12 protein-coding genes are annotated in these 12554 nt (G+C 56.4%); 4 read left to right on the forward strand and 8 right to left on the reverse strand.

What is annotated here, in order from left to right; all coding sequences use genetic code 11:
- Positions 1–234 precede the first annotated feature (234 nt).
- Together QMG93_RS10755 and QMG93_RS10760 are read left to right on the forward strand one after the other, a co-directional pair.
- Entirely contained in the window at positions 235–1176 is a 942-nt protein-coding gene (locus QMG93_RS10755; RefSeq protein WP_281936185.1) for a DMT family transporter, read from the forward strand.
- A gap of 50 nt (positions 1177–1226) precedes the next feature.
- Positions 1227–2657 (forward strand): hypothetical protein, encoded by a 1431-nt coding sequence (locus QMG93_RS10760; RefSeq protein ID WP_281936187.1) that lies wholly within the window; start codon positions 1227–1229, stop codon positions 2655–2657.
- A 79-nt stretch (positions 2658–2736) separates the two neighbouring features.
- Here QMG93_RS10760 and QMG93_RS10765 read toward each other — a convergent pair whose 3' ends face one another.
- The 6 genes from QMG93_RS10765 to QMG93_RS10790 form a co-directional block, all read right to left on the reverse strand.
- Positions 2737–3291 carry a hypothetical protein gene (locus QMG93_RS10765; RefSeq protein WP_281936189.1) on the reverse strand — a complete coding sequence of 185 codons (555 nt, stop codon included), beginning with the start codon at positions 3289–3291 and terminating at the stop codon, positions 2737–2739.
- A 138-nt stretch (positions 3292–3429) separates the two neighbouring features.
- Positions 3430–4395, reverse strand: coding sequence for an ABC transporter ATP-binding protein (locus QMG93_RS10770; protein ID WP_281936191.1), 966 nt, complete (start codon positions 4393–4395; stop codon positions 3430–3432).
- Positions 4392–5369 carry an ABC transporter ATP-binding protein gene (locus QMG93_RS10775; protein WP_108530172.1) on the reverse strand — a complete coding sequence of 326 codons (978 nt, stop codon included), beginning with the start codon at positions 5367–5369 and terminating at the stop codon, positions 4392–4394. The genes QMG93_RS10770 and QMG93_RS10775 overlap by 4 nt, the downstream gene beginning before the upstream one ends.
- Before the next feature lie 6 nt (positions 5370–5375).
- Positions 5376–6320, reverse strand: coding sequence for an oligopeptide ABC transporter permease (gene opp4C, locus QMG93_RS10780; RefSeq protein WP_413789281.1), 945 nt, complete (start codon positions 6318–6320; stop codon positions 5376–5378).
- Between the two features lie 9 nt (positions 6321–6329).
- The gene (locus tag QMG93_RS10785; protein ID WP_216792579.1) at positions 6330–7286 is read right to left on the reverse strand and encodes an ABC transporter permease; all 957 of its coding nucleotides are present in this window, start codon (positions 7284–7286) and stop codon (positions 6330–6332) included.
- A gap of 57 nt (positions 7287–7343) precedes the next feature.
- Positions 7344–9107: an ABC transporter substrate-binding protein gene (locus tag QMG93_RS10790; RefSeq protein ID WP_281936195.1), complete on the reverse strand. Its 1764-nt coding sequence runs from the start codon at positions 9105–9107 to the stop codon at positions 7344–7346.
- A 380-nt stretch (positions 9108–9487) separates the two neighbouring features.
- Between QMG93_RS10790 and QMG93_RS10795 the strand changes: the two genes are divergently transcribed.
- Positions 9488–10084, forward strand: coding sequence for an HD domain-containing protein (locus QMG93_RS10795; protein ID WP_281936197.1), 597 nt, complete (start codon positions 9488–9490; stop codon positions 10082–10084).
- Between the two features lie 73 nt (positions 10085–10157).
- On the opposite strand, the gene QMG93_RS10800 is transcribed toward QMG93_RS10795, so the two are convergent.
- Complete coding sequence (locus QMG93_RS10800; RefSeq protein WP_281936199.1) at positions 10158–11072, reverse strand: ArsR/SmtB family transcription factor; 915 nt, start codon at positions 11070–11072, stop codon at positions 10158–10160.
- 145 nt (positions 11073–11217) lie between these two features.
- Between QMG93_RS10800 and QMG93_RS10805 the strand changes: the two genes are divergently transcribed.
- On the forward strand, positions 11218–11667 hold the full coding sequence (locus QMG93_RS10805) for a DUF441 domain-containing protein (RefSeq protein ID WP_281936201.1): 450 nt from the start codon (positions 11218–11220) through the stop codon (positions 11665–11667).
- Between the two features lie 620 nt (positions 11668–12287).
- Here the strand turns inward: QMG93_RS10805 and QMG93_RS10810 are convergent.
- Entirely contained in the window at positions 12288–12545 is a 258-nt protein-coding gene (locus tag QMG93_RS10810; protein WP_281936203.1) for an HPr family phosphocarrier protein, read from the reverse strand.
- Positions 12546–12554: the final 9 nt, after the last annotated feature.

The raw sequence follows: 12554 nt of genomic DNA on the forward strand, positions 1-12554 counted from the left end.
AACCTCCTTTTACCTTTCTTGCAGCCGCATCATTCCAGTTTATGCGATGAAAGGGATTGCAGGCAAGATTTTTTTGCGGGCTGGTTGTGGGAAGACCATACGGGAAACAAGGCAAGCAGGCAAAAGGACAGACGGGCATGGATCGCTGTGACGAACGACGCTGCTTCTTTACAACGTCCTCTTCAAGATCCATAATACAATGAGTACCAAATTATGGAGGAGTATCGAGAAGTCATGAAATCTGCAGTTCCTTATTTGCAAGTCGCAGCGGCGATGCTGATCGTCGGAAGCTTCGTCATCGTCAATAAAATCATTATCCGCATGTTTCCCGTGTTTTTGGCCTCCGAGCTTCGGCTGTTGACCGGCGCCATCATTATGACGCTGCTTCTGCTCGCTCGCGAAGGACGTTTTCCGGCCCTGACGAAGAGAGATTGGGTCGTTTTATTTTTCCAATCGTTTATCGGCGTGTTTCTGTTCAGCTTCTTTATGCTGTACGGCCTAACCTACACGACGGCGCTGGAGAGCGGCATCATCACAAGCATGACCCCGGTGATGGTCGGACTGATTTCGCTGTTGTTTTTCCGGGAGCGGCTGCGGTGGAATCAAACGGCAGGCATCGTATGCGCCGTCCTCGGAGCGCTCGCCATCAATATTTTCGGCGGCATGTTCAATGCGTCCTGGAGCTTGCATACGTTGTGGGGAAACCTGCTCGTGCTGTTGGCCGTTGCCGGGGAAGGCGTGTTCTTGACGTTCGGCAAGCTTGTCTCCAAGCAGGTCAGCCCGATCGCCATCGCGACGATGACGAGCTTGCTCGGCTCGGCGTTTTTTTTGCCGTTTGCGGCCTACAATGCGGCAAGCTTCGATTTTGCTGCGGTGAGCTCGACGGATTGGCTGCTTGTGCTGTACACGGGAGTCGTGATTACAGTCATCGCCACGATATTGCTGAACCAGGGGATGGCGAAAATTTCGGCGGGCTCGTCGGCGGCTTTTACCGCATTGATGCCCCTCAGCACCATCATCATGTCGGCGTTGTTTTTGCATGAGTCGTTTTACTGGTACCATTTTCTAGGGATTGCCTTCGTCTTTGCCGGGATTGCGTTTGCGACCTTGCCCTCATTAAGGCCGAAACGGGATACGAAGCTGTCGGCACAGCCAAAAGGCTACGAGGGAGTGTGATCCCAAAAGCCGTCGTTGAAACATTTTACAGAGGGAGAGTGTGTACAGCAATGAAAAAAAACGGACGATGGATCTTAACCTCTATAATCGCTGCAAGCATGGCGCTTCCCTTTACCCCCTCACCCGCCAAAGCGGCAGCAGGCGTAAAGATCATGCTGCCGACCTATGCCGTGAACGTGGACGGAAAAAAAATCGACAATATCCATTTGGCGTATCCGCTCATTAATTATAACGGGGTCACTTATTTTCCGTTAACCTGGAATGTCGGCGCAGGTTTGGGGCTGGGGATTTCCTGGAGTCCCGATACCGGACTGTCCGTCCAATCCCATAACACGAAGCAAAACGAGCTGTCCATGGAAGCCGGGCCAACCAATACCCAAGCATCGTATACGGCACAAATCGCACCTTTTCCCGTGACGATTGACGGTCAGACGATCAGCAATGAGACAGCGACTTATCCTCTATTGACGTTCCGTGATGTGACGTACTTCCCGATGACTTGGGAGTTCACAGTAAACCGATTCGGCTGGAAAACCTCTTGGGATGACCGGACCGGCTACTCCATTTTCACCCAACAGCAGAGCCTGGTTTGGGACCGCCTGATTTACGATGACGCGTCCTTCTTGTATGCTGCCGCTACATATAATGGCGGTAATCGGATCGTTAAGATCCCGAAAGATTTCCAAGGCGTGCCTGAGCTATTGAATGACGAGGAAGCGGCGAAGGTTCGACAGCTTGCTTATCCGTCACCGGAGCTAAACACCGCCAAACAAACCGAGCGAAAAGGGGATAAATTATATGGGGGAGGGGCCGAGCTTCTCGATGTCAAAGCCCACACGGAGAAGCATACGGCGCTGTACGGGCCCGGAATCAGCGATGTGCAGTACGACGAGCATGTCGTGAAAATGAATAATGGCGGCACCGTGTTCAATCTGGCTTTGCGCGCGCCACTAGCGAGCATGACGATCGCGGACCCTGATACGCACACTTACTTCGTCAAGAACGGCAAGTCCTTTGAGATCCAAGCCTTTGACAAAACGATCCAAGGCACGGAAAACGCAGAGGGTGGAATATGGTTATGGAGCTACGCTCCGACAACGCAGAAGTCCGGCAACCCTATCGGCAGCAGCGGCTCGATCGGCAAGGTGCTTTGGATCGATAACGAGGGGAATACCCGTTTGTGGAACGATACGCTGAAGGCGGAGCAGCTGCGCGTACTCAAAGCCGATAAACACGCACTGATCGTCGAGGCGTACCGGCTGACAAGCCCGGTCACCGAACCGTCCGCCGCCACCCAAGGCTATTTCCGACTTCAATCAGACGGCTCCTACGAAAAATTGGCCGACTACTCCAACAGACATGGGTATGCCGACCGGCAAGGAAATTTATATGAACTGAGCGGGCCGAATCAGATCAAAAATCTTACGAAAAACCTCAGCCGCCAGTGGAAAGACAGCGAATTAGCTTCAGGCCAAAAATAACCGGGCTCCAGTACCGGGGAACCCGACAGTGCCGTTCTTTTAACAAGAGCCAGCCGACCGGATATAGCGATAGGAACATTCACTGTGGGCTGGAGCTGCCGGATAGCTGCTCGCTTAAGCTGCGGTTAAGCTCCACGATTCCTTCGTATTGCTTTATCGTTAAGGAAGCTTTTCCTCCCTCCTCCGATCCGGCAGTATAGTAAATTTTATAAATTAAAGGGATCAGCGCTGTTGAGGCATTCTTCAATGCCGAATAGTTTGCCCGGTCGGTTTCGGTAAACCCGTTATGTTCTTTATAGCTTCTCTGTAAGCCTTCCGTTATTTCCAGCATGTTATTGGCGATCGGGTTCAGCAGATTCGTATGCGTCGCACGATCGATCGTATCCGAATAAGCTTCGATCGCAGCAAGCCTGCGATTCATGCCGGCTACGGATTCTATGGTCAATGGCCCGTTGTGATTCCCGACGATCTCATCGTAATTGCTTAGAATCATATAAAGCGCATGTCCTGCGATGCTTTCCAATTCCATGTTGTTTCCTTGACGGCGTTCATAAAGTTCGTAGAGGTTCGAAGCCACCATCCATAATAAGACAAAAGAAACGAACAAGAGAAACGTATTTTTCTTCTGAACCAAATTCACCCGCTCCTACCGTCTGTTGAATTAAGTCTAGTATACGGTTTTGTTTGAAAAAGAGCATTGGGCGTTGGCAAACGATTCCATGACGCGGGAATGACAAAAGCTGCCTGGCGTGCATTCCAGACAGCCTTCATGCTATACAAGGTGGCAGGCCACGTAATGGCCGCCCCCGACATCGCGGTAATCCGGCTCCTGCTCGCGGCAGACCGGCTGCGCCAGCGGGCAGCGCGTATGAAACTTGCAGCCCGAAGGCGGATTGGCGGGGCTCGGAATGTCGCCCTTCAGCACGATCCGCTCGCGCCGTACGGTCGGGTCGGGCACCGGCACCGCCGACAGCAGCGCCTGCGTGTAAGGATGCAGCGGGCGGGCGAACAGCTCATCCCGCGGCGCCTGCTCCACCATCGTGCCGAGATATAGTACGCCGATCTGCGTGCACAGATGCTCCACGACGCTAAGGTCGTGGGAGATGAACAGATACGTCACTCCGCTGCGCTCCTGCAGGTCGCTGAACAGGTTGACGATCTGCGCCTGAATCGACACGTCCAGCGCGGACACCGGCTCGTCGGCTACGACGAAGTCCGGATTCAGGATGATCGCCCGGGCGATCCCGATCCGCTGCCGCTGGCCGCCGGAAAATTCGTGCGGGTACCGGTCGTAGTGATCGGGAAGCAGGCCGCAGACGGCCAGCACTTCCCGAACGCGCTCCCTCGCCTCCGCCTTCGACGCCAGCCCGTGATCGATCAGCGCTTCGCCGATCGCCTCGCCGACGCGCATCCGCGGATTCAGCGAGCTGAACGGGTCTTGGAACACGAGCTGCATCGAGGGCCGCAGCTTGCGCAGCTCGTCGCGGGACAGGCCGTACAGGTCCGTCCCTTTGAAATAGACGTCGCCCGCCGTCTTCTCCGTCAGCCGGAGCACGGTACGGCCGATCGTGCTCTTGCCGCTGCCGGACTCGCCGACGAGTCCGAATGTCTCGCCGCGCCGGATCGCGAAGCTGACGCCATCCACCGCTTTGACGTCGCCGACGCGGCCGCCGAAGACGCCGCCTTTGATCGGGTAGTAGGTTTTGAGCTCTTGGACCTTCAGCAGGGCGTCCGTCATCGCGATTCCTCCTCATAAAGCCAGCAGGCGACCCGGTGCTCCGCGCCTTGCGCCCGCATCGGCGGTTGCTTCGTACGGCAGATGTCCATGCAGTGCTCGCACCGGTCGCTGAAATAGCACGAGTCCCCCAAGCCGATCAAGTTCGGCACCTGACCGGGGATCGAGTACAGCCGGTCCTTCCGCTCCCCGATGACGGGCTTCGATTTCAGCAAGCCTTGCGTGTACGGATGCTTCGCATGACGGAACAACTCGACCACCGGCGCTTCCTCGATCACTTTGCCCGCGTACATCACGACGACGTAATCCGCCGTCTCGGCGACGACACCCAGATCGTGCGTGATCAGCAGAATGGCCGTGTTGTACTGCTCCTTGACCTGCCGGAGCAGATCGAGAATTTGCGCCTGGATCGTCACGTCGAGCGCCGTCGTCGGCTCGTCGGCGATGAGCAGCTTCGGACTGCATGCGAGTGCCGAAGCGATCATGACCCGCTGCAGCATGCCGCCGCTCAGCTCGTGGGGATAGGCGGCGAACACGCGCGGTGCGTCGGGTATGCCGACTTTTCCGATCAGCGATAGGACTTCCGCCTTCGCTTCCTTGCGGCTGAGCAGCCGATGCTCCATCAGGGGCTCCATCAGTTGCTCGCCGATCGTCAGCACCGGATTGAGGGACGACATCGGCTCCTGAAACACCATCGCGATCTCGCTGCCGCGAAGTCTCCGCATCTCCTCGGGCTTCAGGGAGAGCAGGTCGCGACCGTCCATCTCGACGGTTCCGCTTTCGATCTTCCCGTTATCGGCGACCAGCCGCATGAGCGACAGCGCCGTGACGCTCTTGCCGCTGCCCGATTCGCCGACGATGCCGACCGTCTCCCCTTCCCGAATGCGGAAGCTGACATCGTTGACCGCCTTGACGACGCCGGACTCCGTATGAAAATACGTATGTACGTGTTTGAATTCGACGAGTGTTTTGTTCAATGCCGCTTACCTTCCTTTCATTCGGGGATCGAGCGCGTCCCGAAGCGCATCGCCGAGCAGGTTGATGGCGATGACGGTGGTCAAAATCGCCACGCCCGGCGGAATCCACACCCACGGCCGCTTCTGGAAATCGATGAGCGAGTTCGCCGCATCGAGCATATTCCCCCAGGACGGCGTCGGCGGAACGACGCCCAGTCCGAGGAAGCTGAGCGTCGATTCGCTGATAATCGCGCCCGCGACATGCAGCGTAGCGACCACGATCAGGGTCGGCACGGTGTTCGGCAGCAGGTGCCGGAACATTTTGCGCCGGTCCCGCAGCCCCAGCGCTTCCGCCGCCTGCATATATGCCTGCTCCCGCAGCACCAGCAGCTCGCTGCGGACAAGCCGCGCCAAGCCCGGCCAGCCCAGGAAGCTCAGCATCAGCATGACGATATAAATCCGGTAATCCGACGGCACCTTCCACTCCGACATGACCGCCCCCATAATAATGAGCAGCGGAAGGCTCGGAATGGTCAACAGCACGTCGGCAAAACGCATGATGACTTGATCGACGATCCCGCGGTAAAAGCCGGCGAGCGCGCCGAGCACCGAGCCGACCGCCACCGACAACACGACCGAGGCCACGCCGACGGTCAGTGAAATGCGCCCAGCCTGCATCAGCCGAGTCAGCACGTCCCGACCCAGACCGTCCGTCCCGAGCCAATGCAGCGCGCTGGGCGGCTTGTTGAGCCGGGCAACGTCGACCTTACCGTTCGCGTAAGGCGACAAATAAGGTCCGAGGAAGCAAAACAAAATCATAAACACCAAAAACGCTAGGCCGAACAAGGCCAGCTTGTTTTTGCGCAGCCGGCGCGCCGCTTGCCTCCACGGCGAATCCGCTGCGGTCTTCCGGGCGGGCGCCGCAGCGCCGGGCAATCCGGGACCGGCCGTTCTTTTTGCATCGATCATCATGACGTCCCCCTACTTTAACCGAATCCGGGGATCGGCCACCCCGTAGAGCAGATCCGCGAGCAAATTGCCGATTACCGTCAGCAGCGCGAGAAACATGGTGAAGCCCATCAGCACGGGATAATCCCGCACGCTGAGCGCCCCGAAATAAATGTAGCCGGCGCCCGGCCAATGAAAGATTTTCTCGGTAATGATCGCGCCTGCAAACAGCCCCGGAAGCTCGAAGCCGAGCAGCGTTATCGCCGGAAGCAGCGCATTGCGCAGCGCGTGCTTGAACAGCACCACCCGCTCCTTCAATCCTTTGGCCCGGGCGGTCCGGATAAAATCCCGTCGGATCACCTCCAGCATGTTCGTGCGGAAATACCGCGTGAGCGACCCGACGCTGAGCAGCGTCAACACCGTCACGGGCAAGATCATATGATGCGCCACTTCCCAGACGCGCGCCCAGCCTACGGTTTGGCTGCCCGTATTTGTGATGCCCCCGACCGGAAACCAGGCTAGATCCACCGCGAACACTTTGATCATCAGGAGCCCGAGGAAGAAGGACGGGAACGACATCGCCGCAAACACGCCCAGCGTCACGAGCCCGTCGAACCAGGAATACTGCTTCACGGCCGAGAACACGCCGACGACCAGCGCGATCGTCCACGTCAAAATCATCGACACCAGCGCGATCATGAATGAGTTCCAAATGAACTTGCCCAGAAGATCCGACACCGGCTCCTGATACTGCATCGAGTAGCCGAGGTTGCCCGTTAGCAAGTTACCGAGCCAAATAAAATAGCGTTCCAGCACGGGCTTATCCAACCCGTAAAGGGTCCGAAGCTCCTGCGCCCGCTCGGGCGTCAGCTTCGGATTCGTATCCACAAAATCCCCCGGCGTCATCGCGAAGACGACAAAAATAAGCAGCGACGCCCCCACCAGCATCGGGATCATCAAAAGCAGCCTGCGAACGATATACGATTTCATGATCGTCCCCCCAAGAAAGTGAGCCCAGCCTTGACCGGCTGGGCGTAAAAATCACGGTTACGGCTCGATTTGGACCGTCGGCAGGCTGGCGTTCACGCTGTTGAAGCCGTTCAACTCCAGCCCTTTGATCCGGCCGTTCGAAGCGCCGAGAATTTTGCGGTAGTTCAGCAGAATATACGGCGGGTCGTCGCTGAGCTCTTTGTACAGCTCCTTGTAGGCCTGCTTCCGCTTCTCGATATCGAGCGTGCCGACCGCTTTGGCCACCAACTCGTCGACCTTCGGATTACTGTAACCGTTCGTGTCCGTGAAGCTGCCTTTATATTTCGAGTTGAACGATTGCACGCCGTCGTCCGGGTCGATCAGAATCGCGGTCGAGAACGAAACCAGATCGTGCTCGCCTTTTTTCGATTTGGCCAGCAGGGCGTTGTAGTCCATCAATTCGGTCTGGAAATCGATGCCGACCGCTTTGTAGTTTTCTTTGGCAATCGGGATCAAAATATCGGTTACTTTTCCTTTGGAGCCGAAGAAGCGGACCGTCAGACGCTGGCCGTCTTTCTCGCGGATGCCGTCCTTGCCCGGCTTCCAGCCGGCTTCGTCCAGCAGCTTCTTTGCTTTCTCCTGATCGAACGGATACGGATTGACGCCTTCTTCCGTATAGGCCCAGGAGATCGGGGACACCGGCACATTCGCCACCTGACCGTAGCCTTGGTAAATGGTGTCGACGATTTTTTGACGGTCCAGCCCGTAGATGAACGCCTGTCTTACCCGCTTGTCTTTGAAGAACGGCTTCGAGTGGTTGAACTTGATGTACGAGTACGAGCTGGCCGTATAGACGTCGATATTGGCAAAGCCAAGTGTCTGGAGCAGCTCCATGTTATCCTGGTTGCCCGTAAAGCCGGAGTAATCCGTCTCGCCGGTCTGGAAAAACTGGGTGGCGTCGCCTTCCGTCGTTTTGTAGATGAAATGCTCAACGGCCGGTTTGCCTTTATAAAAATTCGGGTTGGCCACGAACCGGACTTCCTGTCCCGGAATGAACTTCTCCAGCTTGTACGGGCCCGATTCGAGCGGCTTGCTGTGCAGTTGCTTGATCGAGTCGAGCTTGCCGGGCTTGTAGTCTTTGCCGTAGTACGCTTTGGACAGCACTTGTCCGCCGAGCAGATACAAAGCTTGCGCGTTGACCTTGTCCGTCGTAATCTTGATCGTCTGCGGATCGACGACCTGGATGCCTTCGACCGTCGCAGCTTTGCCCTCTTTGTAGTCCTTGCCCCCTTTGACGGCGGCTTGGGCAATGTCGGTTTGCCCGTCGTACGCAGGGTCGTGCAGCAGCGTCAGCGTGAACGCAACATCGTCGGCCGTCAGCGGCGAGCCATCGCTGAATTTAAGCCCCGCGCGCAGCTTGAACGTATACGTCAGCTGGTCGTCCGACAGCTCCCACTTCTCGGCCATCCCGGGAATCGGCTTGCCGTTCTTGTCGATATCCACGAGCTGGGCGAACAGGACGGAGTTGACGTTGCCGTCATAGCCGTTCTGATAAAAGTACGGGTTGAAAATACCGCCCGGCTCGGTGAGCGAGACGACGAACGTATCGGTACGCTTCTTCGCGGCCTCCGGCACTTTCGATTTGTCGGCGGCCGGTATCAAGCCGTCCTTAATGCCGGTTACCCCGTTCTGGCCCGCGCCAGGCGTTCCTACGGCTTCCGTGCCTTTAGCATCGCCGCCTCCGGTTGGCGCCGCCGCATCTTGGCCGCTGCAAGCGGACAGAAGCAGCGAGCAGGCGACAATCGCCGACACGGATAGCGTCCAAGCTTTTCTTTTCTTCATAAATGATCCCCTCCGGCATGATCGGGAAGAAGGAAATAGTCCCAGTTCCCCTTTAATTTTATAATTCCGATATGTATAATATGTTTTGCTATGGATAAGCATCATTATAGATATTTTACTTTGTTCTGTAAATAGAGAACAACAAAAATTTTCTTTATGTGAAGAATTTATGACGGGAACCGAATAAAAAGAAGAGGAGCAGCGAATGAAAAGCCAATAAGACTGAGCAGATGCTTTACGTCGCCTTTCGCTTATTCCTTGTTGGAATTTTGTAACATTTGCGGCTAGTGTTTTCGAATCGAACGGTTTACATTAAAAAGAGACCAATTGGTTTCTTTTTTTTGTTAATATCGCTGTTCTTAGTAAAAGGAGGAGAAAGGATGTATAATCTGGCGATTCCCGACAGTAAAGCGGCTCAAGAAGCAACTCGATTGGTGTATGATATTTCACCGGAATTTCTTTACAATCATTGCATAAGGACCTATGCATTTGGCGGAGCTTTAGGGGAGCGTTATGGCTTCAAGTACGACCGGGAGCTATTTTATCTTGCTTCCATCCTGCATGATGTCGGGCTGACCGATCACGCGTGCCGCAAACATTCATTTGAGCACGAGGGTGCCGATCACGCGGAGCGTTTCCTTCATGCCCACGATTTTGCTCAAGATAAAATCGAGTTGGTGCGGGAAGCTATTACTTGGCACACCTCGGAAATCGCCGCAGCAAAGCAGCCGGAAATCGCCTTGGTTCATTTCGGAGCGGGGATGGATGTTCTGGGTTTGCGCCAAGAGGATATTCCGGAGGAAACGTTCCTTTACATTGTGGAAACTTACCCGAGACTTGGCTTCAAGCAAGCGATGATTCAACTGATTCAATACGATGCCGGGTTGAAAGAATCCCTGCTCCCGGATAATTTGAGCTCGTCGCTGCTTCGCATGGGGTTTGCGGACTGGGTAACGAACGCCCCGTTTCGGGAATAGGCCAACGCCAAAGAACCTTCCGATGGGTCATCGCAAGGTTCGGGCCAAAGGCACCAAGGGCTGCGGCCTGCCGTCAATCGGCGAGCAGATAGCCCAGCAGAGATTCTTGCAGCCCGCCGATCGCTTCCTTCCGCAGACTGTAAGCCACGGCCGATTCTCCGGACATGTGAACTCGCAGCAAGCCGGCCGAACGAAGATTGAAAATATGGTCGTGCGTAATTCCTTTGGAAATGCCGATATAGCGCACAATTTCGGTAAAGCTGCGCGGTCCGGCGTTCAAATAGCGCAGGATGCGCAGACGGCTTTTTTCGCTGAGGCTGCGAAGCTGGCGGTACAGGCGGCGGGACGGCTCGTCGGCCGGGTCATCGTAGGAGCCGTCGACGGCGTACTGGCAAACGGTCAAGCCGCCGAACGTATAAATAATGTTGGCCGGTTGAAAATGATACTGCGGCGACAATACCAGCTTTTCGCACTCGGCTCCCGGCTCGAAATATAGCCCGTTCGTGATCTGCTCGGCCAGCGTGTCCGGCGGCAGCGTTCCGATTCGCGCGCGTCTGCGTGCGGCGTCCTCGTCCAGCCATTTCAGCAGCTTGGGGTCGGTGCCCGCGAAATACTGGCGGTTCCATTCGGACAGCAGGTGCAGCCACCGGTCTCGGATCGCTCCCAGCTCGCCGGGGAACGAGCTCATATACGGGGCCAGCAGCTCGTACATTTCGCCCGCCGTCATCCGTTCGAACCAGGCCAAGAAGCGCTCCGCGTTTTCCTTATGCGGACACAGGTACAGAAATAAATACATCAGCTTCCACTCCGCCGAAATTTCGGTTTCGGCCAGCGTCGAGGCGAACGGCTTGCTGAGCTTCCGCTCCGTTTGCCCCGCCCATGTGGAGCCAAGATCGGTTTTTTTATAGAACTTTTTGCAAAGATACGTATGGAGGCTGTTCAAAAGCTCATTAGCCGGGCCGAACGCCACGTCCAGTTCGTACGACATTCCGGAACACTCCTTCAAGCCATTTTCGGGTATCGTTTTTCAGACTTTGGCGATCCGGAAAACGGTATTTCGATTTTTAAGCAACTTTGATTTTAACACTTCATCGGAACAAAGAAAATCCCTCGACAAAGGAGCGTTGCCGCCGATGTCCCCCTTCGATACGTCTTCCCTGGTGCTGCTGCTGTTTGCCGCCCTCGGTATTCTGAGCGGCAATACATCCATCACGATTGCCGTGCTCGTGCTGCTTTTATTGCGGGTGACGAACCTGCATCAAACGTTTCCCTGGTTGGAGAAGTACGGGCTGACTTGGGGGATCGTCATCCTGACCCTCGGCATCCTGACGCCGATCGCTTCCGGCAAGACAAGCCTGCAGGACCTGCTGCACTCGTTCCTGCATTGGAAGTCGCTGCTGGCCGTTGGCGTCGGCGTGCTGGTCGCTTATTTGGGCGGCCGCGGCGCCGCGCTGATGGCGAGTCAGCCGACCGTCGTCACCGGGCTGCTGCTCGGGACGATTCTCGGCGTGACCTTTTTCCGGGGCGTCCCGGTTGGACCGCTGATCGCGGCGGGGATTTTGTCGCTGCTTATCGCGAGGTGACATGCCGTCGAAGTGCACGACGGGTAGGCGGATCGCTGACAGACTCGCCAAAGCGCTCGATAGCGTCGCCGGTCAAGCGGTCCATGGCGAAGGACGCTGTGCGATCCCCCTCCCGCGAGTTGCCGCAATGCGAAAAAGGCCGGACGCATGGCCGGCCTTGAGCTTGTGTTGCGGGTTGGAGCCAATGAACAAACCTGCGGCGAACTCCTCTCGGATTGCACCTTGGGAAAAGGACAGCCCAAAGTTCCGCGAGGTTTCTGGATTCGACCCCTCCGCAATTCGAAAATAAAGGAAATAGGATGCGCTAACCGGAGCGATTCAATCGTACCACGATTCATAGAGGAACTCAGAGTGCTTTAATTGTGTCGAAAAATGTTCGTGCCCCTCGAAATCGCCTTGTTAGCACATCCCAGTTCCTCTAATTTTTGAAAAGCGGCAAATCGAGACAAATAGCGCACCTGTGCTTCCGCTAATTTTGCGGGCTGTCTGCCAACCCGGCGTAAGCCAGATTCGATCAAGCAAGTTCAAGCGTACAGCCCTTTTTAAGTCGGCCGCGGCACTTCATTCCGGGCGTGCGCGTGGCGGCGCCGCATCGCGCGGCCGTCGCCCCCTCCGGCCTGTTAGTCACAGCCGCGAAGCAGCTCGCACAGCGCCCGGACCGCTTCCCGCTCATCCTCGCCCTCCGCGCTGACCCACAGACGGCTTCCTTTCGGCGCTCCCAGTTGAAGCAGGCTGATGATGCTTTTTCCCTTCGCCTGCCGTCCTTCGAACTCCACCGTAATGTCCGCGCGGAACCGTTGGGCGGCAAGAGCAAACAGCTTGGCGGGGCGGGTATGAAGGCCTGCCTGGCATCTCACGGTGACTCCTTCTGTAACCATGCCCCTTCC

The organism is Paenibacillus tyrphae (assembly GCF_027925525.1).
GTDB lineage: Bacteria > Bacillota > Bacilli > Paenibacillales > NBRC-103111 > Paenibacillus_G > Paenibacillus_G tyrfis_B.

What these genes read in the sequence shown, in the direction of transcription:
- QMG93_RS10755 (WP_281936185.1), top strand. Translation starts at nt 235, where the DNA reads ATGAAATCTGCAGTTCCTTATTTGCAAGTCGCAGCGGCGATGCTGATC.
- QMG93_RS10760 (WP_281936187.1), top strand. Translation starts at nt 1,227, where the DNA reads ATGAAAAAAAACGGACGATGGATCTTAACCTCTATAATCGCTGCAAGC.
- QMG93_RS10770 (WP_281936191.1), bottom strand. Translation starts at nt 4,395, where the DNA reads ATGACGGACGCCCTGCTGAAGGTCCAAGAGCTCAAAACCTACTACCCG.
- opp4C (WP_413789281.1), bottom strand. Translation starts at nt 6,320, where the DNA reads ATGATGATCGATGCAAAAAGAACGGCCGGTCCCGGATTGCCCGGCGCT.
- QMG93_RS10785 (WP_216792579.1), bottom strand. Translation starts at nt 7,286, where the DNA reads ATGAAATCGTATATCGTTCGCAGGCTGCTTTTGATGATCCCGATGCTG.
- QMG93_RS10790 (WP_281936195.1), bottom strand. Translation starts at nt 9,107, where the DNA reads ATGAAGAAAAGAAAAGCTTGGACGCTATCCGTGTCGGCGATTGTCGCC.
- QMG93_RS10795 (WP_281936197.1), top strand. Translation starts at nt 9,488, where the DNA reads ATGTATAATCTGGCGATTCCCGACAGTAAAGCGGCTCAAGAAGCAACT.
- QMG93_RS10800 (WP_281936199.1), bottom strand. Translation starts at nt 11,072, where the DNA reads ATGTCGTACGAACTGGACGTGGCGTTCGGCCCGGCTAATGAGCTTTTG.
- QMG93_RS10805 (WP_281936201.1), top strand. Translation starts at nt 11,218, where the DNA reads ATGTCCCCCTTCGATACGTCTTCCCTGGTGCTGCTGCTGTTTGCCGCC.
- QMG93_RS10810 (WP_281936203.1), bottom strand. Translation starts at nt 12,545, where the DNA reads ATGGTTACAGAAGGAGTCACCGTGAGATGCCAGGCAGGCCTTCATACC.